The following is a 26380-nucleotide window of genomic DNA, read 5'->3' as shown; positions in this document are numbered from 1 at the left end:
GCGGGTCAGCTCACGGTGAGGATGGAGCCCTTCGAGGCAGAACTCGTCCCCTGGCTGGTGGTCACCCGGACGACGACTCGTCCCTTCACACCGGCCGGGACGACGAACCACAGGCTCTCCGGCGAGACCGTCGTGACCTCGGCCGGGGTGCCCGACAGGTCGACCGTCGCACCGGGCAGGAAACCGCGTCCGGTCACCTGGATCACCGCCCTGGCTGCGGCGGTCGTGGTCGGCAGCGACACCACGCGCGGCAGGTCGACATAGCCGACGTCGACCCGGCCGGTGGTCGTCACCATGCCGTTGGACACCTTCACCGGGTAGCGGCCCGGAGCCAGGTGGGCGGGGGCGCGCACGACCAGGCGGTTGTCGCCGCTCCTGCCGACGATCGGCGCGTCGAGGCTGCCAATGGTCACCGAGGTGACCCTGGCCAGCCCTGCACCGAGCAGCACCATCTCGCCGCCGGGCAGGCCGGTGTGCGCGAACCCGAGCGAGCTCACCGTCGGCAGCCACGACAGGGCCAGATTGGCGTCGACGATGCCCGCACCGCACCCACTACAAGTGTCAGCACCTTCGGCGGTGCGGGTGAGCAGCGTCTCGAGTTGGGCCAGCGTCAGCGACGGATGGGCCGCCAGCAGCAGCGCCGCCACCCCGGAGACGTGCGGTGCGGCGATGCTGGTACCCAGGACGCCGACGGTGGTGTAGGCGCCGTTGTTCGTGGTGGCGGCATCCAGCCCGAGCGAGGGCACCGGCGCATTGGTCTCGCCGCCGGGGGCTGCCACCCTGACGGGCCCGCCGTAGTTGGAGAAGCTGGACCGCTGGGCCGAGGGGTTGCTCGCCGCGACCGTCATCACGCCCTGGCAGTTGCCTGGTGAATAGCTGGCTGCGGGCGCGTACTCGTTGCCGGCCGCGACCACCACCAGGGCATTGCGCCCTCGCACTCGGTTGATCGCGTCCTGCATCGCCGGCGAACAGGCCTCCGGCTGCACCGAGGCGAGCGACAGGTTGAGCACCCGAGCCGGGTACGCGTTGGCGGGTGCGCCGGGCACCGCGATCCCCGCCGACCACAGCATCGCGTCGATCAGGTCGGAGACGTAACCACCGCATCGTCCCAGCACCCGCACCGGGACGACCCGGCTGGCGGGCGCGACGCCGGCGATGTCGCGGGAGTTGTTGGCGAGGGCGGCGATCGTCCCGGCCACCCCAGTGCCGTGCCAGCTGGACGGGTCGCTGTTGCAGTAGTCACCGGTGTCGGTCGCGTCGCCGTCGCGCCCGTTGCCGTCGCCGCCGGCTGTCGGGTCGGAGACGAAGTCGTAACCACCCAGCCAGCGTCCCGACAGGTCGGGGGGGTTGGTCCTGCCACTGTCGATCACGGCCACCCGCGCACCAGAACCAGACGTTCGCTGCCACGCGCTGGTCACCGACAACCCGGGCAGCCCCTCCTGCAGGTTCCACTGTGACGACCAGTAGGTGTCGTTGGTGGCCCGGACGATGCGGGTGTCGGGCACTGCCCATTCGACGTCGGAACGGGCTTGGAGTGTGGCGATCAGCGACCGGGGGTTGCCACCGCCGCTGACCAGGGCGGCCTCGTTGCCGAGCACCCGCTTCGCGCGCGCGGCCTGGGGCAGTCTGGCGCGGTTGCTGGCCGCGCGGATGGCGCCCTCGCGGCCGGCGGCGGTGCGCTCGGCCGGCGTTCCGTCGCGGAACTTGACGATGACGTCACCACTCCAGTGGGCAGGCACCTCAGCCGGAAAGGGGTTCTGCGGCATCGGGGGAGGGGTGGCCTGCGCCAGCGAGGCGAGCGACATCGAGAGCGCGCCGACGACCAGGGCCGCCGCCGCCCGTCCAGCACGCCTCCACCTGCTCACGATCCCTGAGTGTACGGTGTCGCCGTGACAGTTCCCCGCCGGTGACCTTCGACGGTCAGCCGTGCCGCCCGGGCCGGCGATAGGGTCAGCTTCATGGCCCACGACGACGCCCTCCATGACGACGATGCCCTGCGCGCCCGAGTGGAGCAGGAGCTCCCCGGCACGCTCGACGACCTGATCGCCCTGTGCGCGATCCCCTCGATCTCGTCCATGCCCGACCACATCGCCGATGTGCAGGCCAGCGCGCTCTGGGTGGCCGAACAGCTCAAGGAACTCGGCTGCCCCGACGTGCAGGTGGTCGCCGAGGGCGGCCTGCCCGCCGTCATCGCCCGCTTCCCCGCACCCGAGGGCCAGCCCACCGTCTGCCTGTACGCCCACCACGACGTGCAGCCCACCGGCGATCTGGCGTTGTGGACGAGCGAACCGTTCGAGGCCACCGAGCGTGACGGGCGCCTGTTCGGACGAGGCACCGCCGATGACAAGGCCGGCATCGCGGTGCATCTGGCCGCGCTACGCGCCTTCGACGGCAAGCCGCCGGTCGGAGTCACCCTGTTCATCGAGGGTGAGGAGGAGATCGGCTCACCCAGCTTGGCCACCATCCTGGAACGCCACGCCGATCTGCTGCGCTCCGACGTGTTCGTGATCGCCGACTCCGGCAACTGGGACGTCGGCGAGCCCGCCTTCACCACCACCCTGCGCGGGCTGGCCGACTGCGTCGTCGAGGTCGCCACGCTCGACCACGCACTGCACTCGGGACAGTTCGGCGGCATCGTCCCTGATGCGCTCACCACCCTGTGCCGACTGCTCGCCACCCTGCATGACGACTCCGGACGGGTCGCGGTCGAGGGCCTGCAGCACGGTGAGGTCGCCGACCTCGACTACCCCGAGGACCGCCTGCGCACCGAGACCGGCATCCTCGACGGCGTCGAGTGGATCGGCGAGGGCAGCGTGGTCAGCAGGCTGTGGGGCCAGCCCTCGATCAGCGTGCTGGCGATCGACGCCACCTCGGTGGCCAATGCCTCGAACACCCTGGCCCCGAAGGCCCGCGCCAAGGTCAGCCTGCGCGTGGCTCCCGGCGACGACGCGAACCGTGCCATGGACGCCCTGCGCACCCACCTCGAGACCCACGCCCCGTGGGGTGCGAAGGTGACCGTCACCGACGGTGACTCCGGTCAGCCCGGCCTGATCCCGTTCGAGGGACATGTCGCCGACGCTGCGGCCGACGCCTTCAAGGTGGCCTGGGGACGAGACGCCGTCCAGGTCGGCCAGGGTGGCTCGATACCGATGGTGGCCGACTTCCAGCAGGCCTTCCCGGACGCGACGGTGCTGGTCACCGCGGTCGGCGATCCCGACTCCCGCGCCCATGGCATCGACGAGTCCCTCGACCTGGGTGACTTCGGCAAGGCCGCCGTCGCCGAGGCGCTGCTGCTGGCCCGACTCGCCCGCTGAGCCTGTTTCGACCCTGACGGAAACGGCGAGGGACGAGGCTCAGCGGCTCATCAGCACGTCGAGCGCCACGCCCATGGCGGCGGCGACCCGGAAGTCGACGCGCTGGTCGGGCACGGTGACGGTGTACTTGTCGCGCAGCGAGAACTGGCGACGCACCCGCATCAACGGCTCGCCCTGCTCGGAGGTGAACGCGAAGTGCACCGGTAGGAAGTCCAGTTCGGTGAACCGGCGCAGCAGGGCGACCGCTTCGTTCTCCTCGTGGCCGCGTCCCTGGTAGCCGGGGCCGGCGATCTCGAAGGTGGAGCGCAGCAGGCTGGCACCGAAGACCTTCTTGATGTAGCCGATCGGTTGGCCGTACTCGTCGAAGACGTCGTACTGCGCGCCCAGGTCGACCACCTGGCGGGCGGCGAAGCTGAACACCGGCCGGGTCTGGGTGTCGTCGGAGTAGAAGGTCACCTTCTCCTTTAAGGCCAGCCGCTTCTGCTGGGCGAAGGCCAGCATCTGCCCGGGCTGGCCGTCGGGTCCGGGTGCGAGCACCTCGTACCGGTTGACCAACATGGTGATGCGCTGCTTGACGAAGAACTCGGGTACGTACACAGCCGGAATCGTATCGATCCGCAGGGCCGACTCGAGGGGCGTGGCGCGTCCGTAGACTCGACCCATGTCCCATCCCGGCCAGCCGCGCTCCGAGACCTGGGTCGAGCGCCAGATCCGCGAGGCGATGGAACGTGGCGAGTTCGACAACCTGCCCGGCGCCGGCAAGCCGATCGACCTGGGACGACCGGGCGATGCCGACTGGTGGTTGCGGCGAAAGCTCGAGAAGGAAGACCTCACCGGCGCCATGCCCACCTCGCTGCGCCTGCGGCGCGAGAAGCAGGACATCCAGCAGACCCTGGCCGACGTCCGCACCCGCGAACTGGCGCGCGACCTCATCGAGGACCTCAACGCGCGCATCAAGGACTCCAACGCCCGCCAGGTCGAGCGGGTACCGATCTACACGCGTCCCCTCGACGTGGACGAGGTGCTCGCCGAGTGGCAACGCCGCCGCGACGATCCTGAGTCACCCAGGCCGGCCCGATGAGCGCCCCGATGGACGAGGTCGTCCGCTCCCGGGTGCTGCGCTGCGCCGCCGACGCAGGCATCGACCCCGACCACTTGGGTGACATCGTGCCGAGTTGGTCGAACCACGCGGTCGCCGTCAACGCACCCGAGCGCGCCTTCCTGCGGGTGTGCTGGATCGGCAACCGCTGCGCCTGACCGCCGAAGCCCTGGTCATGCGCGAGTTGCCCGCCGAGGTCGGCTGCCCCGAAGTCCTCGACCACGGCCGCGTCGGCGAACTGACTGCCCGTGGTGCTGATGGAACGCCTGAGGCGACGCCGGGGCACGCCCGGTCGCTACGACAGCGTAGGAACCGACCATGCCAGGGGGCTGAGCTCGCCATCGAGCACCTGCTGTGACAGGGGCACGCGCACGTGCACTCCGACCTCGAGGCCGAACCACTCAGCCTGCGCCTGCGAACAGCCGGTCTGCGGCTGGGTCACGACGTGTCGATGATCGCTCAGGACGATGTGCTCGCCGCTGACCTCGACCCGCCGCTGACCGCGGTGGCGGCTCCGCGTCGGCGGGGTCGGGCGACTGGCGGCGCAGGTGCTGGCCGAGCGGTTGCGCCACCCCGGTAGGGGCGGCCCTGCGCGGGCGGTCAGCCTGGAGCCCGAGATCGTCGAGAGAGGCTCGGTGGGTCCACCTCGCGGGGCGTGACGGCCGACACCATGACGACGATCACGTGTGTCTCTCATGGCCGTCTCATCGCCGGGCCATAGCGTCGAGGTATGGAGCGCACCCGGCGGCCGACACCGCACTCGATGCTGCTCGTGCTGCTGCTGCTCACTGACCTCGGCTACATCACGCTGCACGTGCTGTATCGGCTCGACCCCACCCGGTCGCTGTCGCGCTACCAGATCGACATGGACAATGGTCTCGCCGAGCACTACCAGTATCTGAAGTGGGCCTGGCTGCTGGTGCTCACGGCGCTCGCGGTGATACTGCATCGCACCCTGCGACTGGTCGGCTGGGTCGTGCTCTTCCTGGCCATGGTGGCCACCGACGCGCTGCGACTGCACGAGCGATTCGGGCATCGGATCGCCCGAGCTCAGGTGCTGCCCTCGAACGGCGTGCTCTCAGCACAGGAGTTGGGCGAACTCGGCCTGGTTGCCCTGGTCGGTCTCCCGCTGGGCTTGGGGCTGCTGGCTGGTCTCTGGCGAGCCCCGAGGGCCATCAAGGCGTTCACCGGCGATCTCTTGGTGCTCCTCGGAGCCCTCTTCACAGTGGGCGTGCTGTTGGATGCCGTCGGATCGGTACTGCCGGCCGCGTCGAAAGCTTCCCACGTGACGCAGGTGCTCGAGGACGGCGGGGAGATGATGGTGGCCTCGGTCATGGTCGCCTTCGTCTTCGGATGGGTGTGCACGGGTGGTCGACTGAGGCTCCTCAGCCGCCAAGGGTGGTGGGCAGCACGGTCAGGGGCAGGTGAGCAGGCGGTAGGGTGAGCGCGTGCGCCGTCCGGATGGTCGTCTGACCCACGAACTCGATCCCCACGACCGAGGTCCCCAGGACCAGTGCGGTGTGTTCGGGGTCTTCAGCCCGGGCGAACACGTCGCCCAACTCGCCTACTTCGGGTTGTTCGCCCTGCAGCACCGTGGTCAGGAGTCCGCGGGGCTGGCGGTCAGCAACGGCCAGCGGATCATGGTCTTCAAGGACATGGGGCTGGTCTCGCAGGTCTTCGACGAGTCGACCCTCAACTCCCTCCAGGGCCACCTGGCCGTCGGCCACACCCGCTACTCGACCGCCGGCTCGTCCAGTTGGGGCAACGCCCAACCGACCTTCCGCGAGACCGGCGACGGCGGCCTGGCGTTGGCGCACAACGGCAACCTCACCAACACCGAGGAACTCGAGGCCATGCTGGCCACCCAGGCCCCCTGCAGCGAGGTGCCCCACAAGCAGCGGATGGACTCCACCTCTGACACCGCGATCCTGTCGGCACTGCTGGCCACCCACGGCGAGGACGACATCGAGAAGGCCGCGCTGGCGGTGCTGCCGCACCTGCGTGGCGCGTTCTGCCTCACCTTCATGACCGAGAACACCCTGTACGCCGCGCGCGACCCACAGGGGATCCGCCCGCTGGCCCTGGGACGGCTGCAGAACGGCTGGGTGGTCGCCAGCGAGACCGCGGCCCTCGACATCGTCGGGGCCACATTCGTCCGCGACATCGAACCAGGCGAACTGCTGGCGATCGACGCCGACGGTCTGCGCTCGAACCAGTTCGCCGAGCCGGCGCCGAAGGGTTGTCTGTTCGAGTACGTCTACCTGGCCCGGCCCGACACCACGCTCAACGGTCGACGCATCCACAACGTCCGGGTCAAGATCGGCAAGTTGCTCGCCGAGGAGTGCCCGGCCGAGGCCGACCTGGTGATCCCCACCCCCGACTCGGGGACGCCGGCCGCGATCGGCTATGCGGCCGAGTCGGGCATTCCCTACGGGCAGGGCCTGGTGCGCAACGCCTACGTCGGACGCACCTTCATCCAGCCCTCGCAGACGGTGCGCCAACTCGGCATCCGGCTCAAGCTCAACCCGCTGCGCGACGTGGTCGAGGGCAAGCGGCTGGTCGTGGTCGACGACTCGATCGTGCGCGGCAACACCCAGCGCCAGGTGGTGGCGATGCTGCGCAGCGCCGGCGCCGCCGAGGTGCACGTGCGGATCTCGTCGCCGCCGGTGCAGTGGCCCTGCTTCTACGGCATCGATTTCGCCACCCGCGCCGAGCTGCTCGCCCCCGGCATGGGGACCGACGAGATGTGCCGCGCGATCGGCGCCGACTCGCTGGGCTTCATCTCGCTCGAGGCGCTCGTGCAGACCACGCACCAGCCCATGGACCAGTTGTGCCGAGCCTGCTTCGACGGGGTCTACCCGGTTCCGGTGCCGACCCGCCTCACCCCCAAGGAGTGACCATGAGCCAGTCCGCCTACGCCCGAGCCGGCGTCGACATCGAGGCCGGCGACCGCGCCGTCGAACTGATGAAGCAGCACGTCGCACGCACCCGCCGCCCCGAGGTGCTGGGCGGGTTGGGGGGCTTCGCCGGCTTCTTCGACGCCTCGGCCCTGGCCGGCTACAACCACCCCGTGCTCGCGACCTCGACCGATGGGGTGGGGACGAAAGTGGCCATCGCCCAGGCCCTCGACAAGCACGACACCATCGGCTTCGACCTGGTCGGCATGCTGGTCGACGACCTGGTCGTGTGCGGGGCCGAGCCGCTGTTCGTGACCGACTACATCGCCTGCGGGAAGGTCGTGCCCGAACGCATCGCCGACATCGTCAAGGGGATCGCGGCGGCCTGCGAGCAGGCCGGCGCGGCACTGCTCGGCGGCGAGACCGCCGAACACCCCGGGCTGCTCGGACCCGATGAGTACGACGTGGCCGGCGCCACCACCGGGGTGGTCGAGAAGGCCAAGATCCTGGGGCCCGAGCGGGTCACCGAGGGCGACCTGGTGCTGGCGGTGGCCTCGTCCGGGCTGCACTCCAACGGCTACTCCCTGGTGCGCAAGGTGTTGCTCGACGACGCCGGATGGACACTCGACAAGCACGTGGCCGACCTGGGCACCACCCTGGGCGAGGCGTTGCTGACCCCGACTCGGGTCTACGCCAGCGACCTGCTGGCCGTGCTCGACGTCTGTGAGCAGATCGGCGAACCGGTGCACGCGCTGAGCCACATCACCGGTGGCGGCTTCGCCAACAACCTGGCCCGCGTGGTGCCCGAGGGGCTGACCGTCGAGGTCGACCGCGCCACCTGGACCCCGCCGCCGGTCTTCTCGCTGGTGCAGCAGGTGGGTCAGGTGTCGCAGGCCGACATCGAGGCGACCCTCAACCAGGGCGTCGGCATGGCCATCGTCCTGCCGCAGAACGCCGTGGCAGTCGCCCAGGCCGAGATGCGCGGACGAGGGCTCGAATCGTGGGTCTGTGGCGTCGTCCACCCGGTGCGCGAACACGGTGAGCGGGTCGTCCTGCAGGGGGCGCATCGCTGAGCGCCTGACCAGCGCCGACGCCGGTTTCAGCCCTCAGCGTTGGCGGGCGTGGATTGCTTTGGCTCATCTGGCGTGCTCCGGTAGTCTTGCCGTCACGACAGCAGACCAGACATTCCGCGGGCACACCCCGCGATGACCAAGCGAGGGGGTCGACCCATATGGGGCGCGGCCGTGCAAAGGCAAAGCAGACCAAGGTTGCCCGAGATCTCAAGTACCGTCCGGTGAACACCGACTTCGCGTCGCTGGAACGAGAGCTCCGCACCGAGTCAGGCGGCCAGTACACCTTCGACGAGCCGGACTACTCCGACCTCGCTGACCGGTATGCCGATGACGAGTTCGACGAGGACGATGACGAACTCGACGAGGACGACGAGCAGGACGTTCGTCGCACCTCCTGATGCCTGAGGACGAGGGCGCCGACTGGCGCCCTGACACCAAGCTGTCCGGGTTTGAGTGCCTGACCCTCGAGCTCCCGCTGGCGACCTACGCCCCCGACGAGCCCGAGACCGATCCGCTGGTGGGCACGCTCGTGCGCCGTGGGCCGGCCCGGCACCCGCGCGCGGTGCTCTACGTGCACGGCTGGAGTGACTACTTCTTCCAGACCCACCTGGCCAAGTTCTTCGACCAGGAGGGTTTCGACTTCTACGCTGTCGACCTGCGTCGCTACGGACGATCGCTCGGCGAGGGACAGTTCGCGGGCTTCATCACCGACCTAGACGAGTACGGCCAGGAGTTGGACGCCGCCCTCGAGGTGGTGCGCGCAGACCACGACCAGATGACCGTCATGGGCCACTCCACCGGCGGACTGGTGGCCTCGCTGTGGGCGAGCCGCCGACCCGGGGAACTCAACGGGCTGATCCTCAACGCCCCGTGGCTCGACATGCACGGCACCGAGGCGTTCCGGGCGGTCACCTCACAGTTCCTCAAGCAGATGAGCAAGCGCAACGCCACCTACGTGATCAACCTGCCCGACTCGGGGCTCTACGTGCGCAGCATCCACGACTCGCTGGACGGGGAGTGGGACTTCGACCTCGGGCTGAAGAAGCACCCGTCGTTCGTGCTGCGGGCCGGGTGGCTCGCCGCCGTGATGCAGGGGCAGAAGCGGGTCTCGGCCGGGTTGGCGATCGACTGCCCGGTGCTCACCCTGATCAGCGATCGGTCCGACTTCCGGCGCACCTGGGACGAGTCGCTGTTCGAGGCAGACACGGTGCTCGAGGTCGACAAGCTGGCCAAGGCGGCGGTGCGGCTGGGTCCGCACGTGACCGTGGTGCGGATCAAGGGCGGCATGCACGACCTGACCCTGTCGCGGCTGCCGGCCCGCACGGCCTTCTTCGACGAGGTGCGGCGCTGGGCGCATGCCTACGTGGTCGACCGCGAGTCGCTGCCCGAGGCCGTCTCCGCCATCTGAGCCCTTCGTTGGCGCTCGTCCCCGCCCTGCGACACCGTGATGTCGTCAGTCCGCCGTGGCACCCTCGGGACAAGGAAGGGAGTCATCGTGGAGATCACCATCGTCGGCACCGCGCAGGCGTCCGTCGCGCCCGAGCGGGCCACCATCCACCTCAGCCTGGGGCACGAGGGGGGTGACCTTGGGCCGGGTCGAGTGGGCCCTGACCGAGAAGCACCGGGTCGAACAGGAGGCCAGGGTGCTGGCCGCAGCGGTGTTCAACGCCAGGGAACGCGCCCAGACCATGGCCACTGCCGCGGGACTGGGTGAGGTGCACTGCCTCGAGGTCTCCGACCCCGGCATGCTGTCAAGCAGGGCGAGGGTCGAGCACCAGTTCGACAGTGGGGGACCGGCGGCCTTGCGGGCGGCGATGCCCGCGGGTGCGCCCGGATCGTCCAGCTCGGGCTCGTCGGTGAGTCCGGAGGACATCGAGTTCTGGGAGTCGGTGCATGCCCGGTTCGCGGCTGACCAAGCTCGTCAGGGCTGAGTCGCGAACTTGGGTCCGACGCCACCGGGGTGCGACGATCGAGGCATGCCACTTCGTGATCAGCACGTCGTCATCGTCGGCGGAGGGTTCGCCGGCCTCAGCGCCGCCACGGCTCTGGCCAAGGCCGGTCTGCGGGTCACCCTGGTCGACAGGCACCCTTACTCGGTCTTCCAGCCGCTGCTCTACCAGGTCGCCACGGGTGGGCTGAACCCCGGCGACATCACCTATGGGCTTCGCCGGTTCGCGGCGAACCACCGCCTCGGGGCGATCACCTTCCGTCGGGGCTCGGTCACCGGCATCGACACCGAGGCCAGGGCCGTCCGGGTCAGCCATGGTGCCCCGATCACCTACGACCACCTGGTGCTCGCACCCGGCGTGGGGCCCAACCACTTCGGCATCCCCGGGGCGGCCCAGCACTCACGCTCGATCTACACCCGCGGTGCCGCGCTCGACGTCCGCGACCGGATCTTCTCCGGTCTGGAGGCACTCAGCGCCCAGCACGACCCGGATCGGCGCTTCACGGTCGCTGTGGTCGGGGGTGGCGCCACCGGGGTCGAGATGGCCGGCACCTTGGCCGAACTCAAGTCCGAAGGGCTGCCGGCGGTCTACCCCGAGATCGCCACCGACAACTTCCGGGTCGTGCTCGTCGAGATGGGTGATGCCGTGCTGGCCCCGTTCGAGCCGGAACTGCGTGACTACACGCTGGCGCAGTTGCGGCGGCGCGGCGTCGACGTGCGGCTCGGCACCACGATCGACCGGGTCGAGCAGGACCGGCTGCACTTCGCCGATGGGGGCAGCCTCGAGGTCGACGTGGTGATCTGGGCGGCCGGCGTGGGCGCTCACCCGGTCGTCGCCGACTGGGGACTGCCGCAGGGGCGCGGCGGTCGCATCCTGGTCGACCGCCGGCTGCGGGTTCAGGGTCTGTCCGACGTCTACGCCGTGGGTGATGCCGCCCTGGTCGTCGACGACCCGCTGCCGCAACTCGCGCAGCCCGCCATCCAGATGGGACGCCACGCCGCCGACCAGATCGTCGCAGCGGTCAAGGGACGATCGGGCACCGACTTCGGCTACGTCGACAAGGGGACGATGGCCACCATCGGACGCAACGCCGCGGTCGTCGAGCTCGCACTGCCCGGCGGGCGATCAGCCTCGGTCACCGGTGTCATCGCCTGGCTGCTCTGGGTCGTGGTGCACCTGCGCAGCCTGTTGGGCGGGCGCAACCGGTTGACCGCGATGATCAACATGGGTGTGCGCTACCTGACCTGGCCCAAGTCGGCCAACGGCATCATCGGCGACATCGTCGATCCCGGGACCCCGGGCGCCGTCCACGACGACGACTGAACCGCCGGGCGACCTGGTGCGCCCTGCGTGCGGTCGCGGCGCACCGCTGACCGGCTGCGTACTCAGCCGAAGGGTCGAGGGGCCTGCGGCTGCTTGCGCGCCTGCATCAGCCGGAAGCCGGTCCAGCCGACGTAGCCCAGGGCGACGATCGCAGCGCCATAGGCCAACCACCGTGTGATCAGGAAGATCACCAGGATCACGGCAAGCACCCCGACCAGGATGATCAGCGACTCCTTGAACTGCTTGTCGGCTGCCGTCGCGGCGTCAACGGGTGCCGGTGACTGGCTCCACCCCATCGGCTGCTGTGGGTACTGCTGACCCATCGGCGCCGGACCCATGCCGCCTGGGGGACCCTGGCTCGGGTACGGCGGCGTGGGCTGCGGCTGGGGGAACTGCGGGGCTGGTCCACCCTGCTGGCCTGGATGTGGCTGGCCGGGGAGAGGCTGTTGAGGTGGGTAGGGCTGCTGGGGCTGCGGGTGCTGGCCCTGCTGTGGAGCCTGAGGGGCCACCGGCTGCTGGGTGGGCCACTGGTTGGGCTGCCACTGCCTGGTGGGCTGTTCGGCCGTGGGCCAGTTCGCCGAGTTGCCCGACTGGGGATAGGGAGTTCCCGGGCCGGACTGCGGGGGCCCGGGCTGGGACGGCGGCCCGGACTGGGGGCCAGGCGGGTAGCCCTGCTGCGACATGCTGGTCTCCTGGTGTCGAACTGGCCCCACTCTACGGGCAGTGCGGACCTCACAGACGACGAAGGCAGCCCCCGCGATGTCGTGGGTGCTGCCTCAGACGTGGCCAGGGCCGGGTTCGAACCGGCGACCTTTCACTTTTCAGGCGAACGCTGCTACCAACTGAGCTACCTGGCCTGGTGGTGGGGCGGGGTGGATCGTCCACCCATCGCCTCGCGACCCCGACGGGACTCGAACCCGCGACCTCCGCCGTGACAGGGCGGCGCGCTAACCAACTGCGCTACGGGGCCTTGGGCCTGTTCTCCCAGACCAAGACCGCCGCCATCTCTGGCGGCTTGGAAACTATAGCGTGCCGTCTTCGGGGTTCGCCAATCGGCGCAGCACCGCCCCCAGGTGGTGCGACATCTCGACCCCGACCGCGGCCATCGCCAGCGTGTAGCGGATCTGGTCGCCCTCGCGTTCGTAGTGTCGCTCCACCCCATCGATCGGCTTGCCACCGGGCACGCTGGGCAGGGGACCCGCCACCAGATCGATGCGGTGCTCGTCGCCGCTGCCCTCGGCGATCTCGGTCGCCCCGAAGGCGTGGGCCAGCACCAACTGCACGCCGGAGGGCGTGCGCCTGAGGTAACCGGTCTCGGAGTGGCGAGGGTCGCCGGAGACCTCGTCGCGGGTGCGGCTCGTCCACAACGCCAGCGGTCGTCCCGGGACGGGGGCGATCACCAACTCCTCGGTCCAGGCGAAGTCGTCGATTGTGGGGTACTCGCCGTCACCGCGACCCCGCCACGTTCCCGCCCAGTCCTGCCACACGTGCGTCATGGACGAAATGATACGTATCCCCAACGGGATTCGAACCCGCGCTGCCGCCTTGAAAGGGCGGAGTCCTAGGCCGCTAGACGATGGGGACCAGCGCCCCCATGGTAGGGGACAGCCGCGGTGCCTGACCAAATGCCGACCGGCCGTGACGGCCGACCTCGTCCGCCACGGCCGGTGTCACCTTCCCCGGTCAGGGCTGCACAGTGATGTGCACGTGATCCTTGTGGTTCGCGGTGGAACCGCCACGGTCGGCCATCAGGCGCCAGCCCTCGGCGTCACGGGTGACGTTCCAGATCTTCTGGTCCCAGATGATGTACTGGATGCCCAGTCGCTTGGCGTTGGCGCGGTAGTAGGTGGCGACCTCCCAGCCGCGGGCGTTGCCGGCCGAGGTGCTCCAACTGGGGATCATCAGGTCGACCGCGCGTCCCGACGGATGGTCGGGCAGCGGGTCCTGGCGCACGCCGTAGATGGTCAGGATGAAGGGGAACTTCTCACGTGCCTCGGCCACCACGACCTTGGCGCGGGGGGTCAGCCCGTCGAGGCCACTGCTCCAGCCCAGGTTCTGGCCCAGCGGCGGGTTGGCGCTGAGGTACTGCGCGGTGACCCAGCGCGAGGCGCCGTTCCAGACGATCTCTGCGCGGCCGTTGGCCACGGTGCCGGTGACCTTGAGGGCGGTGCCGAAGGGCACGTCGGTGATCACGTAGGCGCTGGAACTGGAGCTGGAGCGGATGCTGAGCCAGGTGGCCGTCGAGTACTGCGTGCCGATGGCGACCGGAACCTTCGGCACCGCCGGGGCCGGATTGGTGCTGACCGAGACGAGGTAGTTGGCGTTCACCCAGCGGTACTCGCCGCGCCAGACCACCTGGGCCACGCCGGGCTCCACCAGGCCGGTGAGGTCGAGCACGGTGCCACGGGGGATCTCGCCGAGGGTGGTGAAGTTGCGTCCGGGGGACGAACGCACCAGCAGGTCGGCGGTCGCCCTCGCGGTCTCGCCCGAGGTCTTGGGAGTCGAGGTCGAGGTGGACGAGGTGGCGGCATCGCCGAGCCAGGCGGTCGAGATCCAGACCCGCTGGTCGCGCAGCGTGACCTGGGTCCAGCCCTTCGCCACGAGTCCGGTCGGGCTCACCTTGGTGCCCTTCGCGAGCACGGTGATCGACCGGTAGGCGGTCGAGGGCCCGGTGCGCACGTTGACCGGCGCGAGCGTGACCAGGGTGGCCCGGCTGCCGCTGGTGCTGGCGGGCGCGTCAGCGGTGGCCCGTGCGCCGATCAGGTAGTTCTGCGAGACCCAGCCCTTGATGCCGTTGACCTGCACCGGTACCCAGCCGTTCTTGGTCGAGCCGGTCTGGGTGGCCTTGCTGCCCTTGTAGAGAACGGTGAGGATCTTGCCGCTGGTCGACGGGGTCGAGCGGACGTTCACGGCGGTGACAGCACTCACGGTGCCGAACTGGGCGTCGGCCAAGGGCCCCACCACCAGGCCGGCCGTGGTCAGCGCGGTCGCGAGCGAGATGCTGGCTGCGAAGGCGCGTAGACCTCGAAGCGGCTTGTTCATCTGGGATCCCTCCGATGCCCAGCGGTCGCTGGGACGTCATGGCTTGTCCAACGGGTCGGAATCTAGGTCGGGCCCCCTACCGCCACAAGCCGACAAATTGGGTGGCGCATTAGACCGCAAGCCGACACGCCGGAGGGTGCGAGAAAACTACATCTGTGTGATTCGCTCAGGCTGAGCTGTCTGCTCGTCGGTGTCGCACCTGCGCGTGACAAGGACTGACAGCGACCCCTGACGGTGTCGACTGTGAAGAAGTAACTGCCGAACTCTCAGGAAGCGTCGAGTCAGGGCCCGTGATTGTGAGAGTTCACAGCTCAGGTGAAGTCTCCATCGACAGTTCAGGCTTGAACCTCGCCCGGCACGGGGACGAAGCGAGCGACGGCCTGGTCGACCACCAGGACCGAGGCCGTGCCGTAGGCGCTGTGCGGCACGTAGCCGCTCTGCAGGTCGGCGCGTCCGACGGCGTGCCCACCCAGCGACTCGGCCACCTGCAGGCAGTCACCGGCGCCGACGATGACCGCACCCCCTTCGAGGGTGCCGCGCGCAGTGTTGACCACCAGCAGGTCGACCACCTCGACGTCGATGGTGGGCGCCAGCAGAACGACCGGTGTCTTGTCGCGGGCGGCCCGCTCGAGGGTCTGCATCACCTCACGCGCCGAACCGATGCCCTCGGGGCACGAGAGCACCCGTGCTTGGAAGGCGACCAAGGTGCCGCCGCTGTTGGCCAGCCGCGGATCGGGCAGTTGCGCCGAAACCTCGACCACGTCTTCTGAGCCGTCGCGCAGTGCCTCGACCCGGGCACGCTGCTCGTCGGTGAGCGCGGTGTCTGCCCCGGGTCGGTGGGCCTGTTCGGACGAGACGTACTCGGGGGTGGGTGGGGGAGCTGCCGGGGCGTCCGACTCGTCCGCGCCCGGCAGGTCGGGCACCTGCTGCAACGCACGATCGGCTCGGCGGGCGCTGCGCCGGTCGAGGGTTGCGGCGATCGTCAGCACGACCAGACCGACGCCCAGGATGATCAGCACGCCACGCAGCGTTTCGGGGGACACGTGCCCCCAGCGGGGCTCGAACCCGCGACCCATGGATTAAAAGTCCACTGCTCTGCCAGCTGAGCTATAGGGGCTCGGCAATCCTAGCGGGGCGAGGCCGCCGGACGACCGAGACCTGGCCCGGCATCTCCGGCCGCAAGGACCTCTAGCGCTATCCCTACCGGCCCAGCCTGGTGGTGGACTCAGTCGCCGAGTTGCGCGACATGCTCTGAGGCCGCACGCGGGTGGGCCTCGGCCGACTGCCACCACTGCTCGGCGTCCTCGGGCAGCACCTCGGGCCTGACCCGGGTGAGCAGGTGGCGGATCCGGGTCTTGACCTCGGCGAGTTCGTCGAGGGTGTCGGGCTCATCCAGTGACTTCCGGGCGGCGAGCCGTGCTGCCTCTAGGGTGTGTGCGTGGCAGCGCAGTTCGATGATCTCGCGGTGGATGGAGCGCTCGGCTCGGCTCAGTTCGAGGTGGGCTTCGGCAGCGCGCAGCCAGCCGTAGTCGCGGGCGATCCTGATCAGTCCGGGGTCGACAGTGAGCGGGTCGTGCACGTTGAACTCGGGCTCGATCACCATGGCACCGGCGTTGCGGGCATAGGCGACCTCGTCGCGTGAGCCCTCGTCTGACAGGATCTCGGTGGCCCGCATCATCACGGTGAGCATCGACTTGGTGTCGAAGCCGGTGGCCGGCTGCAGCCCGGTGGCGCCCGAACTCACCACGTAGCAGCGGCTGGCGCCGAGGTGTCCGATCGCCATCTCGGCGGGCAGGTACTCGCGGGTGCCACCGTCGATGTACCACTCGCCGCCGATCTCGACCGGGCGGAACACGGCGGGGATCGAGCACGAGGCCAGCACGCCGCGCGACACGTCGTGCACGTCGTCGGACAGCAGCCGGTCGTCGCGGTCGACGATCCGGCCGTCCTCACGCATGAAGTGCAGCGCACCCGAGTGCAGGCCGACGATCGCGAAGCGGGCGGTGATGCCCGAGCGCGACACGGCGTCGGCGGCGAACACCTCGGGGTCGAGCAGGGCCGCGAGGATCGGGCCCGGGTGGTACATCGAGCGGGTGGCGTCGGCGCCGCGCAGGATCAGCGACAGGTCACCCGAGGCCCCGCGGAGCCTCGGCAGCATGCTCATCAACCCCATCGCCATCGACGGGGTCCAACCCAGGCCGGTGGGCACGGTGTCGTCCATGGCCAGGCGCAGGGTCTCGGCCTGTCCGGTGAGTTCCTCGGGGTCGGCGGTCTGTTCGCCCACGACGGACGAGTCGGGGTGCTCGGCGGGGTCGGCGTCCTCGTCCCGGCTGAGGAACGGGACGTTGAGTCGGGGCAGTGACCAACTGGGTGCCGGACGAGCCGCCTCGCGCTGCAGCAGCGCCATCCAGTCGGTGCCGCGGCGGCGCAGCCGGGTGAACCAGGGGCGTTCGGTGAACATGTCGGACTGCTGGTCCATGCCGTACCAGAGGCGCTCGATGGTGCGCACCGCCTGGGCCTGGTCGTCCGGGTCGGCGTGCTGGGCGATCATCGCTCCCAGGATCGAGCCGGCCGAGGTGCCGACCACCACCTGGGGCTTGATGCCGACCACGTCGTAGAGGTAGCGCAGGGCCCCGATCTGGAAACTGGCGCGCGAGCCTCCGCCGGAGAGCACCAGCCCCTCGACCACGTCGGGATGCCGGTTCCACGGCAGGCGGGGAAGACCATTCCAGACTGACGAGGCCATGTTCTCCAGAGTACGCCGCAGTGCCACACTGTCTGGCGTGAGCAGTCCGTCCATGCACGTCCGCAGCGCCCCGGTCGACCTGAGCAAGTTCGCGTGGTTGTCGATCGCGGCAGCCCTCGTCACGATCTTCCTCAAGGGCGGTGCCTGGTGGGTGACCGGTTCGGTGGGCCTGCTGTCGGACGCGGCGGAGTCGCTGGTCAACCTGGCGGCGGCGATCGTCGCCCTGGTGGCGCTGAAGGTGTCGATCAGGCCCCCGGACAAGAACCACAACTACGGCCACGCCAAGGCCGAGTACTTCTCGGCCGCCACCGAGGGGATCATGATCTTCGTCGCCGCGGCGGTGATCCTGTACACCTCGGTGGAGCGGTTCTTCTCACCGCAGCCGCTGGAGAATGTCGGCGTGGGTCTGCTGATCTCGGTCGCGGCCTCGCTGGTCAACGGCTGCGTGGCCTGGGTGCTGTTGCGGCAGGGACGACGGCACCGGTCGATGACGCTGGTCGCCGACGCCAAGCACCTGCTGACCGACGTCTGGACCTCGGTCGGTGTGCTGGTCGGCGTGGGGCTGGTCTGGGTCACCCACTGGAACCGGTTGGACGCGCTCGTGGCCTTCGCGGTCGGCATCAACATCCTGGTGACCGGGTGGAAGCTGATCACCGAGTCGACCGCCGGGCTGATGGACGTGTCGTTGCCCAAGGAGGAGAACGACGGCATCCGCGCCGTGCTCGAGGGCTTCAAGCGAGACAACGTCGACTTCCACGCCCTCCGGACGCGTGAGGCGGGTCATCGTCGGTTCATGGAGTGCCACATGCTGGTGCCCGGGGCCTGGACGGTGCAGGCCGGCCACGATGCGGTCGAAGAGGTGACCGAAGCCCTGCTGGCCCAGTACCCGGAGTTGCGGATCACCATTCACCTCGAGCCGATCGAGGACCCCAAGAGCTACGAGGACATCGAGATCTGAGGGCGGACTCCTGGGATCCCCATGGGTGTGCGAACCCTCGCATGCGCCCTGGCATCGCGTCGCGACCTATCACTGAGGCACACCTTGCTGAGTGAGGCACAGGAAATTGCCTGTGCTTGACGCACCAAGGTGTGCCTCACCCTGTGGGGGCGAGGGCCCGCTTCGCGGTACGCCTCGTCGTCAGAGGGCTCGCCTTGGAACGCCATGAAGGTGCACGGCTCCAGGTCGATCACGTCGAACCCTTCGGGCAGGTCGCCTGCCCAGTCGGCAGGCACCTCGACACCGTGCGCATAGCTGCCGGTGCCTGCGGGGCGCATGGCTTCGGGCAACCAGAGCCCGACCGGCTCGTCGATGGCCTCAGTGATCCGCACCAGTTCGTCCCACGGGGCGGAAGCGTCACTGGTGCCGCAGCCGACCTCGTCGACGTAGCTGAAGTAGTCGTCCGCCGATCTGCTGCGCTTGAGGACGAGCCGGCGGGCGGGCCGCTCCAGCACCTCGGTCACGATGGTGGCCTCGGTCATGGGTCGCCCTCCTGTTGGGTACTGACCGCGTGATGCTACGTGTCGCTGAGTCTAGATGCCGGACGAGGCGGCATCGCTGGCGCCAAAGCACAACCTGCTGCGTGGGGCATTGGCAATTGCCTGTGCCTCGCACAGCAACCTGTGCCTCAGCGAACGGCTCGGGGCCTGCTGGGGTCGTGCTCAGCGGTTCACGAGTGCTGGGGGGTTTGGGGACCCGACCTGTCAGGCGACACGGGCGCGGCACTCGTCGATGGCAGCGTGGATCCGGCGTCGCAGCAGCGGCAGATTGCCGAGTTGCCCCCACAGCATGCGGACGAAGACCAAGCCGATGCTGCGCAGCGCCTCTTCCCGGACCTTCTGCGCCTCAAGAGCACGACGCTGTTCCAGGGGGTCGGCCCCGTACTTGGCCAGACCGTCCATCTCCAGCACAACCGGCCAGTCGTCCAGCTGACGATCGACCCGGTACTGAACGCCGTCGATGATGTGCTCAACCTGTGGAGTCGAGGCGAGCCCCAGCAGGCGAGTCGCGAGTCCGAGTCGCGTTTCGCCGGCGCTCTCGTGGAGTGGCTCGGCGAAGGCCAACTGGTGCACCCGTGACATCCCCCGGAACCCCCGATGCCGCGTGGTGGCTTCGTCCAGTTCACCACGTGTGACCAACTGCTGTCGCAGGGCGTGGTCGGCGGCGATCAGCATGTCGATGCCGTGGGGCGAACGGTCCAGCAGACCGACACCGACGATGGCGTCGGCGATCCCGACGGCCAGTACACCATCGACGTTCTGTAGTGGTTGATCGGGGATCTGGCGGTGCAGGACGGCACCCGATCGATGCCGGGAGTTGCGGTCGGCGACCCTGGTCAGGTGCACGTCGTCCAGAGACGCTCGCCACAGCGGCAACTCGTGGAGCACCGCAGCGCTGGTATGGCTGGCGGCGGCGCGTCCGTCGAACTGATTGACCAGGGCGGCCGTCGTGCGGCGGTGCAGCAGCCGCGCACGTGCGAACCTGTCAGGTGCAGCGTCGAGAACATGGCCAGGTAGGTAGGCGTCGCGAGCCAGTCGGACGAGCTCACCGGAGTTCAGCAGCTGCCTGATTTCGCTGACACCAAGGCCGTGTCGGCACAGCTCCGCCCAAGTCAGATCACCGTCGAGAGGCAGATCGCGCAGTTCCATGCAGCACAGCTTTGTGCTGGAGGAGACATGGCGACAGCCCCCCTGCCAGGGCTGTGGACAACTGCTCGAGCAACCCTCGAGTTGTGGATGACGTGCCACTGTGCCCCGCACACGCCCGGTGAGGCACAACCTGTTGCGTGACGCATAGGAAATTGCCTGTGCCTCGCGCAACAACCTGTGCCTCAGCGAGTCCGGGTGGAGGCAACGCCCTCAGTCGTCGCGGCCGCGCCACCAGGCCCGGATGCCCTCGCGGTGCACTGCGGCCACCGCCGCAAGGCTGATCCCGGCCGGGCAGACCTCGGCGCACTCGCCGTAGGTCGAGCACGGCCCGAAGCGTTGCTCCAACTCGTCCACGATGGCGCGGGCCCGTCGTCCACGCTCGAGTGCCGGCTGGGGCAGCATCGCCAGGTGGGCCAGCTTCGCCCCGGCGAACAGGTGCGCCGCCCCGTTCGGGCAGGCGGCCACGCACGCCCCGCAGCCGATGCAGGCGGCGAAGTCGAGCGCGGTCTCGGCATCGTCGTGACCAATGGGGAGTGCCTCCGCATCGGAGGCAGTCCCCGAGTTGATCGCGACATGGCCGCCAGCGGTCACCAAGGCGTCCAGAGCAGATCGGTCGATCACCAGGTCGCGCACCACGGGAAACGCCGCTGAGCGCAGCGGCTCGATCCGCAGCCGGGTCGCGCCGTCGAACGAGCGCAGGTGCTGACGGCACGACGGCGTCCTCGGCACCGGCCCGTGCGGCACCCCGTTGACGGTCACCCCACAGGCACCGCACGCGCCCTCGCGGCAGTCCGACTCGTAGGCCACCGGCTCACCACCGGCGGCAGCGATCTGGTCGTTGAGCAGGTCGAGCAGGTCGAGCAACGACAGGTGGGACGCGGCGTCGTCCACCTCGTGACGCTCCCAACGCCCCGCGTCAGCCGGGGATTCCTGGCGCCAGACCTCGACGGTGAGCTTCATCGGTAGTCCCTCTCGGCCATCGGTACGGCGCTGAAGTGCAGCGGTTCGTGGTGGCGCACCGGCGGCGACCCGTGCTCCCACGCCGAGACGCTGCACCAGCGATCGTCGTCGCGCTTGGCCTCACCGAGTGCGGTCTGGAACTCGTCACGGAAGTGGGCGCCGGCCGACTCGGTGCGGTCGAGCGCGTCCAGGCACATCAGCTCGGCCAGGTCGAGGAAGTCGGCGACCCGACCGGCTGACTCCAGTTCCTGGTTGAGTCGTCCGCCGTCGCCGGGCACCCACAGGTCGGCCCAGAACCGCTCCCGCAGCGCAGACACCTCGGTCAGCGCGGCGCGCAGCCCGGCCTCGGTGCGGCTCACCCCGCAGCCTCGGCGCAGCACCTCGCCCAGTTCACGGTGGAAGGACGAGGCACGGGTTCGTCCACCGACCGCCAGCAGCGCCTCGACCCGTTCACGCACCGACGCGACCGCCGCCGCAACCTCCGGGGCGTCGGAGTCCAGCACCGGCTCACCCAGCAGCCCGGCCAGGTGGTGGGGCACCGTCAGCGGCAGGGTGAACCAGCCGTCGACGCAGGCCGACAGCAGTGAGTTCGCTCCCAGCCGGTTGGCGCCGTGGTAGCTCGAGCCGGCCTCGCCGCCGACGAACAGCCCCGGCACCGAGGTCATCAGGTCGAAGTCACTCCACAGCCCACCCATCACGAAGTGGGCGGCAGGTGCGATCCGCATCGGCTCGACATAGGGGTCCTCGCCGGTGACGTCGGCGTACATCGCGAACAGGTTGCCGTAGCGCTCGGCGATGGTGGCTCGTCCGAGCCGGGCGATCGCGTCGGAGAAGTCGAGGTAGACCGAGTTCTTCTGCGGACCGACTCCTCGTCCGGCGTCGATCTCGACCCGGGCTGCTCGCGAGGAGATGTCGCGGGGGGCGAGGTTGCCGTAGGCGGGGTAGCGACGCTCGAGGTAGTAGTCCCGCTCGTGCTCGGGGATTTCGTTCGGACGCCGCGCGTCGCCGGGATGCGTGGGTACCCAGACGCGTCCGTCGTTGCGCAGCGACTCGCTCATCAACGTCGTCTTGGCCTGGTTCGGGGAGTCGGCGGGCAGGGCGGTGGGGTGGAACTGGACGAACGAGGGCGACGCGAACAGTGCCCCGCGCAGGTGCGCCCGCCACACCGCGGTGGCGTTGGAGTGCACGGCCAGCGTGGAGTGGTGGAACACCGACCCGTAGCCGCCGGTGGCCAGCACCACGGCGTGGGCGGTGTGGGCCCTGATCTGGCCGTTGACCAGGTCGCGGGTGACGATGCCCTGGGCGCGTCCGTCGGCCACGACCAGGTCGAGCATCTCGTGCCGGGTGTGCAGGGTGACCCGGCCGGCCTTGACCTGACGCAGCAGGGCCTGGGCGGCTGCGACCTGCAGCTGCTGGCCGGTCTGCCCACGGGTGTAGTAGGTGCGCGACACCTGAACGCCGCCGAACGAGCGGGTCGACAGGCTGCCGCCGTACTCGCGGGCGAACGGCGCGCCGATCGCGTTGAGGTGGTCGATCACCCGACTCGACTCGGCCGCCAGGCGGAACACGTCAGCCTCACGGGCACGGAAGTCGCCGCCCTTGACGGTGTCGACCACGAACCGGTGCACCGAGTCGTTGTCGACCGCGCGGGCCCTCGCGGCGTTGATGCCCCCTTGGGCAGCCACGCTGTGGGCACGCCGCGGGGCGTCGTGGAAGGTGAAGGCGTCGACGTGGTAGCCGAGTTCGGCCAGCGCGGCCGCAGCACCAGCACCGGCCAGGCCAGTGCCGACCACGATCACCCGGAAGTGGCGCCGGTTGCCCGGGGACACCAGGCGGTGCTGGCTGCGCCGCACAGCCCAAGCCTGGTCGGGGGCGACGTCGGGGACGCCCGGGTCAAGGGCTCGTCCCACCTGGCGCAGGGCATCGATGGTGGTGTCGGCGAGGTCGGTCATCACAGCAACCCCGTCCAGACCCCGATCGGTAGGGTCAAGTTGCCCACCGTGATGCCGATGGCGAGCACGTAGGCGATCACCTTCCAGGCCTTCCGGGTGCGGCGGCCGGTCAGTCCGAACTCGGTGGCGCTGCTCCACAACCCGTGGACGAGGTGGACGAGCAGCACCAGCATCGCCAGCAGATAGGCGGCTCCGGCGAGCGGACGACCCATGCTGGCGACGGTGTTCTGGTAGGCGAAGGACTCATCGGCGGTGGCGGCGCGGTACTCGGCAGCACCGGCGATGCCCAAGGTCAGGTCGAGGATGTGGAAGGTGAGGAAGGCGAGCAGCAACAACCCGGTCCACGGCATGGTCGCCGCGGCCCAACGGTTGTGGCCGCGCCGCCGGAACCGGCCGCGCGCTCGTCGTCCCCGCAGGTACAGCACCAAGGAGGCGACCACGTGGACGACCAACGCGACCGCCAGGACGATCCGCATGATCCACAGCAGCCCGTCGCGCGGCAGCAGCGGGTAGAGGGCGTTGTGCAGCCAGTGGGCGTAGCCGTTGTAGGCGTCGGCACCGAACCAGGCCTTGAGGTTGCCGTACATGTGCACCGCGGCGAACAGGGCGAACAGCCATCCGGTGACCGCCATCGCCAGCTTCAAGGTGAAGGTCGACACTCGGGCTCGCGACGTCGTCGCCGAACGCAGGGTGGTGGACGTCACGGGGCATCACCTCACCGACCATGCTAGTGAGCGGGCAGTTCGCCCAGTCCGGCGGGTCGCTTGATCACGATCGTCCCACCGAGCTGCCCACGGCCGTGACACCATGTCCGACGCGATCACCCTCAGCTCCGTCACCGTGAACTGCCCTGACACCAGGCAGCTCGCCGACTTCTAAGCCGACATCACCGGCGGCGAGGTCACCTTCTGCCGCGCCTCGTTCGCCACCATGCACAGCGCGGGCGGCCGCATCGACTTCCAGTACGTGGACGACTTCACGCCGCTGCCCTGGCCCGAGACGAGTGGGCTCATCCACCTCGACTTCCTGGTCGACGACCTCGAGGCAGCCGAACGCCGGGTGCTGGCCGCGGGCGCGACGAAGTACGACACGCAGCCGAACCATGAGCACTGCCTGGTGTTCGCCGACCCGGTGGGGCACGTCTGGCCCGGGTGCGGTCAGCGACCACTGCCCCCGAGCGTCCGGCGACGTCGGATGCCGAGGGACGAGAGGGACGACTGGCCCCGGTCAGCCCGGTGAGGGCGGGTAGCTCTTCCGCGATCAGCTCAGCGGGTGGGCACGGGGTAGCCCGTGATCGTCTGCCAGATCAGTCCAGGCGCTTCGCTGGGTCGCCCGGACGAGTGGTGATCGAGGTCGCCCTCAGCCCTGCCTCGGGGTGGGCCGCCCGGTGTCGCTCCAACCATGCGGCGGCGAACTCGTCCGCACCGCTGGTCGGCACCAACGCCCACACCGACCCGCCGAACCCGGCGCCGAACGCCGAGGCGGCCAACGCCCCCAACTCGCGTGCCTGCGCCGCCAGCGACACGGTCTCGGGCACCTGGTTGCCCAGGTCAGTCTGCGACAGCTTCTGCGACTCGTCGACCATGGCGCCGAACCCCTGCCAGTCGCCGGCCACGAACGCGTCGCCAGCCGCGGGGACGATTCGGGTCGACTCCTCCAGGAACTGGTGCAGCCGCTTCGACAGGTAGTCGTCGTCGGCCACCAGCGCGCGCAGGCGGTCGGCGGCATCGTCCCCGCCTGCCAGCACGTCGGCGATCACGACCTCGTTGCTGCCGGTCGACTCGTTCCAGCGCTGGACGATCTCGCGCGTCGCCAGTGACGCCCGGTTGTAGAGGTCACGCGCCGCACCGGTCTTCTCGGCCGACACCCCGCTGACCATCACCGCGAAGCTCAGGTCGTCGGGGAACGGTAGGTCGCGCTCGTGGCGAATCGGACAGAACGAGAACTGGCCGAGCATGTGCGGCTGGGTGCACAGCATGCCGGTGTGGTCCTCCGAGCCGCCGAAGGTGCCGACGCCGCGGTGCCCCTCGAGGTTCTTGAAGGTCATCCCGTTCTCGACGCAGGCGAGATAGCCCGCCAAGTCGATCCGGTCGGTGATCGCTGCCTGCCACACCTCGGTCTCGGGCAGCCCGTTCAGTTCAGCCAGCGCCATCGACAACCCGACGATCAGGGCGGACGACGACGACATGCCCGAGGCCAGCGGCAGCGTCGAGGTCACCTCGAGGTGGGCTCCGGCCAGCTCGCCGAAGTTGAGCGTCAACCGTTCGATCGCGGCCTGCAGGTAGCCGCCCCAGTGCCCGGGCGGCAGCTGCGGATCGATGCCGGCGGCCAGGGTGATGTCACCCTCCAGTGAGGACGAGCGCGCCGAGACCCCGCGCTGGTCGCGGCGTTCGGCGCGCACGGTGACCCCACGGTCGACTGCGGCCAACAGCGATCGTCCCCCGGCGTAGTCGGTGTGCTTGCCCAGCACCTCGATCCGGCCCGGGGCGAACCAGGCCACCTCGTCGAGTCCGGTGGTGGTGGTGTTCAGAGCTGGCACGGCTTGCCCCCCAGTGCTGCCACGACGTCGGCGATGTCTGCGCGGCTCGACATGTCGAGCACGCCGGCCTTCACCGGAACCACCTCGATCACCTCACCGGCGTCCTTGGCGGCACGCACGGCGTCGACCAACTCGTACTCACCGCGTGCCGACAAGGGGATGTGCCGCGCCGCCTCGAGCACCGCCGGCCCCAACAGCCAGCAGTTCATCGACACCATCGGACGCTCGCCGACCGCGGCCCGCTGCTCGGCGGTCGGCTTCTCGACGATCGTGTCCAGGTGCCGGTCGTCGTCGGTGGTGACCAGGGCGAACGCGTTCACCCGGTCGGCGGGGATGTTGCTCTTCGCGATCAGCGCCTCGACGTCGAAGCCCAGGCAGGCCGAGTGCGTTGTCTGCTGCAGCAGCGCCACGGCGTCGGTGGGGTAGTGGTTGTCGGAGTTGATCACCAGCACCCGGTCGTCACCGGCGAACTCGGCGGCCGCCAGGTAGGCGTTGGCGGTGCCCAGCGGCTCGTCCTGCACGGCGTAGCTGATGGTCACCCGCTGCTTGTCGAGGGCGGTGTAGTAGTCGCGGATCACGTCGTGCTCAGGCCCGATCACCAGGCAGATGTCGGTGAAGCCGGCGTCGGCGATCGCCGAGATCACGTGGTCGAGGAACGGACGACCGACCGAGATCATCGCCTTGACCCCGGAATCGGCCGCAGCCTGCTGCTCGGGGGTGAGCTCGACGCCATCGGCCTGCTTGCGCATCCGCGACCCGAGGCCACGGGCCATGATCACTGCCTTGTGGGGTGCCGTCTGGGGTGACTGGGACATGCCCGTCAGCCTAGGGAAACCTGCC

26 protein-coding genes and 4 tRNA genes are annotated in these 26380 nt (G+C 69.5%); 12 read left to right on the top strand and 18 right to left on the bottom strand.

The window, feature by feature from the left end; all coding sequences use genetic code 11:
• Positions 1-5 precede the first annotated feature (5 nt).
• Complete coding sequence (locus tag IE660_RS12680; protein WP_203568737.1) at positions 6-1865, bottom strand: S8 family serine peptidase; 1860 nt, start codon at positions 1863-1865, stop codon at positions 6-8.
• Between the two features lie 93 nt (positions 1866-1958).
• Here IE660_RS12680 and IE660_RS12675 point away from each other — a divergent pair, with 93 nt between their 5' ends.
• Positions 1959-3314: a dipeptidase gene (locus tag IE660_RS12675; protein WP_203568736.1), complete on the top strand. Its 1356-nt coding sequence runs from the start codon at positions 1959-1961 to the stop codon at positions 3312-3314.
• 39 nt (positions 3315-3353) lie between these two features.
• On the opposite strand, the gene IE660_RS12670 is transcribed toward IE660_RS12675, so the two are convergent.
• The gene (locus IE660_RS12670) at positions 3354-3911 is read right to left on the bottom strand and encodes an LURP-one-related/scramblase family protein (RefSeq protein WP_203568735.1); all 558 of its coding nucleotides are present in this window, start codon (positions 3909-3911) and stop codon (positions 3354-3356) included.
• Positions 3912-3975: 64 nt separating this feature from the next.
• Here IE660_RS12670 and IE660_RS12665 point away from each other — a divergent pair, with 64 nt between their 5' ends.
• The 9 genes from IE660_RS12665 to IE660_RS12625 all read left to right on the top strand — a co-directional run bounded on the left by IE660_RS12665 (position 3976) and on the right by IE660_RS12625 (position 11655).
• Positions 3976-4395 (top strand): DnaJ family domain-containing protein, encoded by a 420-nt coding sequence (locus tag IE660_RS12665; protein ID WP_203568734.1) that lies wholly within the window; start codon positions 3976-3978, stop codon positions 4393-4395.
• Positions 4392-4571, top strand: coding sequence for a hypothetical protein (locus IE660_RS12660; RefSeq protein ID WP_203568733.1), 180 nt, complete (start codon positions 4392-4394; stop codon positions 4569-4571). The genes IE660_RS12665 and IE660_RS12660 overlap by 4 nt, the downstream gene beginning before the upstream one ends.
• 572 nt (positions 4572-5143) lie before the next feature.
• The gene (locus tag IE660_RS12655; RefSeq protein ID WP_203568732.1) at positions 5144-5857 is read left to right on the top strand and encodes a hypothetical protein; all 714 of its coding nucleotides are present in this window, start codon (positions 5144-5146) and stop codon (positions 5855-5857) included.
• A 4-nt stretch (positions 5858-5861) separates the two neighbouring features.
• Positions 5862-7310, top strand: coding sequence for an amidophosphoribosyltransferase (gene purF / locus IE660_RS12650; RefSeq protein ID WP_203568731.1), 1449 nt, complete (start codon positions 5862-5864; stop codon positions 7308-7310).
• Positions 7311-7312: 2 nt separating this feature from the next.
• Positions 7313-8383 carry a phosphoribosylformylglycinamidine cyclo-ligase gene (gene purM / locus IE660_RS12645; RefSeq protein ID WP_203568730.1) on the top strand — a complete coding sequence of 357 codons (1071 nt, stop codon included), beginning with the start codon at positions 7313-7315 and terminating at the stop codon, positions 8381-8383.
• A 158-nt stretch (positions 8384-8541) separates the two neighbouring features.
• Positions 8542-8781, top strand: coding sequence for a DUF3073 domain-containing protein (locus IE660_RS12640; RefSeq protein ID WP_203568729.1), 240 nt, complete (start codon positions 8542-8544; stop codon positions 8779-8781).
• Positions 8781-9791, top strand: a complete 1011-nt coding sequence (locus tag IE660_RS12635) for an alpha/beta hydrolase (protein ID WP_203568728.1) — start codon at positions 8781-8783, stop codon at positions 9789-9791. Before IE660_RS12640 ends, IE660_RS12635 begins: the two co-directional genes overlap by 1 nt.
• A gap of 178 nt (positions 9792-9969) precedes the next feature.
• A complete protein-coding gene (locus tag IE660_RS12630) occupies positions 9970-10314 on the top strand; it encodes an SIMPL domain-containing protein (protein WP_203568727.1) in 345 nt (114 codons plus the stop codon).
• Positions 10315-10359: 45 nt separating this feature from the next.
• Positions 10360-11655: an NAD(P)/FAD-dependent oxidoreductase gene (locus IE660_RS12625; protein WP_203568726.1), complete on the top strand. Its 1296-nt coding sequence runs from the start codon at positions 10360-10362 to the stop codon at positions 11653-11655.
• A 62-nt stretch (positions 11656-11717) separates the two neighbouring features.
• On the opposite strand, the gene IE660_RS12620 is transcribed toward IE660_RS12625, so the two are convergent.
• The 9 genes from IE660_RS12620 to IE660_RS12580 form a co-directional block, all read right to left on the bottom strand.
• The gene (locus IE660_RS12620; protein ID WP_203568725.1) at positions 11718-12338 is read right to left on the bottom strand and encodes a hypothetical protein; all 621 of its coding nucleotides are present in this window, start codon (positions 12336-12338) and stop codon (positions 11718-11720) included.
• Between the two features lie 100 nt (positions 12339-12438).
• A tRNA-Phe gene (locus IE660_RS12615) sits at positions 12439-12512 on the bottom strand.
• Between the two features lie 39 nt (positions 12513-12551).
• A tRNA-Asp gene (locus IE660_RS12610) sits at positions 12552-12625 on the bottom strand.
• 52 nt (positions 12626-12677) lie between these two features.
• Positions 12678-13151, bottom strand: coding sequence for an FABP family protein (locus tag IE660_RS12605; RefSeq protein WP_203568724.1), 474 nt, complete (start codon positions 13149-13151; stop codon positions 12678-12680).
• 15 nt (positions 13152-13166) lie between these two features.
• Positions 13167-13239 (bottom strand) — tRNA-Glu (locus tag IE660_RS12600).
• Between the two features lie 99 nt (positions 13240-13338).
• Positions 13339-14697, bottom strand: a complete 1359-nt coding sequence (locus IE660_RS12595) for an SH3 domain-containing protein (protein WP_203568723.1) — start codon at positions 14695-14697, stop codon at positions 13339-13341.
• Positions 14698-15032: 335 nt separating this feature from the next.
• Positions 15033-15773: a hypothetical protein gene (locus IE660_RS12590; RefSeq protein ID WP_203568722.1), complete on the bottom strand. Its 741-nt coding sequence runs from the start codon at positions 15771-15773 to the stop codon at positions 15033-15035.
• A tRNA-Lys gene (locus IE660_RS12585) sits at positions 15742-15814 on the bottom strand. The genes IE660_RS12590 and IE660_RS12585 overlap by 32 nt, the downstream gene beginning before the upstream one ends.
• 108 nt (positions 15815-15922) lie before the next feature.
• Positions 15923-17443: a patatin-like phospholipase family protein gene (locus IE660_RS12580; RefSeq protein WP_203568721.1), complete on the bottom strand. Its 1521-nt coding sequence runs from the start codon at positions 17441-17443 to the stop codon at positions 15923-15925.
• A 52-nt stretch (positions 17444-17495) separates the two neighbouring features.
• Here IE660_RS12580 and IE660_RS12575 point away from each other — a divergent pair, with 52 nt between their 5' ends.
• Positions 17496-18401 carry a cation diffusion facilitator family transporter gene (locus IE660_RS12575; protein WP_235998053.1) on the top strand — a complete coding sequence of 302 codons (906 nt, stop codon included), beginning with the start codon at positions 17496-17498 and terminating at the stop codon, positions 18399-18401.
• Here IE660_RS12575 and IE660_RS12570 read toward each other — a convergent pair.
• The 5 genes from IE660_RS12570 to IE660_RS12550 all read right to left on the bottom strand — a co-directional run bounded on the left by IE660_RS12570 (position 18380) and on the right by IE660_RS12550 (position 23705).
• On the bottom strand, positions 18380-18922 hold the full coding sequence (locus IE660_RS12570; RefSeq protein ID WP_203568719.1) for a hypothetical protein: 543 nt from the start codon (positions 18920-18922) through the stop codon (positions 18380-18382). The two genes, IE660_RS12575 and IE660_RS12570, sit on opposite strands and share 22 nt — an antisense overlap.
• A 222-nt stretch (positions 18923-19144) precedes the next feature.
• The gene (locus tag IE660_RS12565) at positions 19145-20089 is read right to left on the bottom strand and encodes a hypothetical protein (RefSeq protein ID WP_203568718.1); all 945 of its coding nucleotides are present in this window, start codon (positions 20087-20089) and stop codon (positions 19145-19147) included.
• A 210-nt stretch (positions 20090-20299) separates the two neighbouring features.
• Positions 20300-21049: a succinate dehydrogenase/fumarate reductase iron-sulfur subunit gene (locus IE660_RS12560; RefSeq protein ID WP_203568717.1), complete on the bottom strand. Its 750-nt coding sequence runs from the start codon at positions 21047-21049 to the stop codon at positions 20300-20302.
• Positions 21046-23001 carry a fumarate reductase/succinate dehydrogenase flavoprotein subunit gene (locus tag IE660_RS12555; protein WP_203568716.1) on the bottom strand — a complete coding sequence of 652 codons (1956 nt, stop codon included), beginning with the start codon at positions 22999-23001 and terminating at the stop codon, positions 21046-21048. The genes IE660_RS12560 and IE660_RS12555 overlap by 4 nt, the downstream gene beginning before the upstream one ends.
• Positions 23001-23705 (bottom strand): succinate dehydrogenase cytochrome b subunit, encoded by a 705-nt coding sequence (locus IE660_RS12550; RefSeq protein ID WP_203568715.1) that lies wholly within the window; start codon positions 23703-23705, stop codon positions 23001-23003. Before IE660_RS12550 ends, IE660_RS12555 begins: the two co-directional genes overlap by 1 nt.
• A 226-nt stretch (positions 23706-23931) precedes the next feature.
• Between IE660_RS12550 and IE660_RS12545 the strand changes: the two genes are divergently transcribed.
• Entirely contained in the window at positions 23932-24240 is a 309-nt protein-coding gene (locus IE660_RS12545; protein WP_203568714.1) for a VOC family protein, read from the top strand.
• A gap of 67 nt (positions 24241-24307) precedes the next feature.
• Here the strand turns inward: IE660_RS12545 and IE660_RS12540 are convergent, their stop codons facing one another.
• On the bottom strand, positions 24308-25531 hold the full coding sequence (locus IE660_RS12540; RefSeq protein WP_207731109.1) for a galactokinase family protein: 1224 nt from the start codon (positions 25529-25531) through the stop codon (positions 24308-24310).
• Positions 25528-26355, bottom strand: a complete 828-nt coding sequence (locus IE660_RS12535; protein WP_203568713.1) for a nucleotidyltransferase family protein — start codon at positions 26353-26355, stop codon at positions 25528-25530. The genes IE660_RS12540 and IE660_RS12535 overlap by 4 nt, the downstream gene beginning before the upstream one ends.
• Positions 26356-26380 lie beyond the last annotated feature (25 nt).

It is taken from the genome of Aestuariimicrobium ganziense, from assembly GCF_015352975.1.
Classification (GTDB): domain Bacteria; phylum Actinomycetota; class Actinomycetes; order Propionibacteriales; family Propionibacteriaceae; genus Aestuariimicrobium; species Aestuariimicrobium ganziense.
The sequence above is the reverse complement of the archived record's forward strand: the minus strand, read 5'-3'. Positions and strand labels throughout refer to the sequence as shown.

Coding starts and splice junctions, on each gene's coding strand:
- IE660_RS12565 (WP_203568718.1), bottom strand. CDS start 20,089: ATGGAACTGCGCGATCTGCCTCTCGACGGTGATCTGACTTGGGCGGAG.
- IE660_RS12595 (WP_203568723.1), bottom strand. CDS start 14,697: ATGAACAAGCCGCTTCGAGGTCTACGCGCCTTCGCAGCCAGCATCTCG.
- IE660_RS12545 (WP_203568714.1), top strand. CDS start 23,932: ATGCACAGCGCGGGCGGCCGCATCGACTTCCAGTACGTGGACGACTTC.
- IE660_RS12640 (WP_203568729.1), top strand. CDS start 8,542: ATGGGGCGCGGCCGTGCAAAGGCAAAGCAGACCAAGGTTGCCCGAGAT.
- IE660_RS12560 (WP_203568717.1), bottom strand. CDS start 21,049: ATGAAGCTCACCGTCGAGGTCTGGCGCCAGGAATCCCCGGCTGACGCG.
- IE660_RS12665 (WP_203568734.1), top strand. CDS start 3,976: ATGTCCCATCCCGGCCAGCCGCGCTCCGAGACCTGGGTCGAGCGCCAG.
- purM (WP_203568730.1), top strand. CDS start 7,313: ATGAGCCAGTCCGCCTACGCCCGAGCCGGCGTCGACATCGAGGCCGGC.
- IE660_RS12655 (WP_203568732.1), top strand. CDS start 5,144: ATGGAGCGCACCCGGCGGCCGACACCGCACTCGATGCTGCTCGTGCTG.
- IE660_RS12660 (WP_203568733.1), top strand. CDS start 4,392: ATGAGCGCCCCGATGGACGAGGTCGTCCGCTCCCGGGTGCTGCGCTGC.
- IE660_RS12570 (WP_203568719.1), bottom strand. CDS start 18,922: ATGACCGAGGCCACCATCGTGACCGAGGTGCTGGAGCGGCCCGCCCGC.
- IE660_RS12555 (WP_203568716.1), bottom strand. CDS start 23,001: ATGACCGACCTCGCCGACACCACCATCGATGCCCTGCGCCAGGTGGGA.
- IE660_RS12590 (WP_203568722.1), bottom strand. CDS start 15,773: ATGGGTCGCGGGTTCGAGCCCCGCTGGGGGCACGTGTCCCCCGAAACG.
- IE660_RS12605 (WP_203568724.1), bottom strand. CDS start 13,151: ATGACGCACGTGTGGCAGGACTGGGCGGGAACGTGGCGGGGTCGCGGT.
- IE660_RS12620 (WP_203568725.1), bottom strand. CDS start 12,338: ATGTCGCAGCAGGGCTACCCGCCTGGCCCCCAGTCCGGGCCGCCGTCC.
- IE660_RS12675 (WP_203568736.1), top strand. CDS start 1,959: ATGGCCCACGACGACGCCCTCCATGACGACGATGCCCTGCGCGCCCGA.
- IE660_RS12575 (WP_235998053.1), top strand. CDS start 17,496: ATGCACGTCCGCAGCGCCCCGGTCGACCTGAGCAAGTTCGCGTGGTTG.
- IE660_RS12535 (WP_203568713.1), bottom strand. CDS start 26,355: ATGTCCCAGTCACCCCAGACGGCACCCCACAAGGCAGTGATCATGGCC.
- IE660_RS12580 (WP_203568721.1), bottom strand. CDS start 17,443: ATGGCCTCGTCAGTCTGGAATGGTCTTCCCCGCCTGCCGTGGAACCGG.
- IE660_RS12625 (WP_203568726.1), top strand. CDS start 10,360: ATGCCACTTCGTGATCAGCACGTCGTCATCGTCGGCGGAGGGTTCGCC.
- IE660_RS12635 (WP_203568728.1), top strand. CDS start 8,781: ATGCCTGAGGACGAGGGCGCCGACTGGCGCCCTGACACCAAGCTGTCC.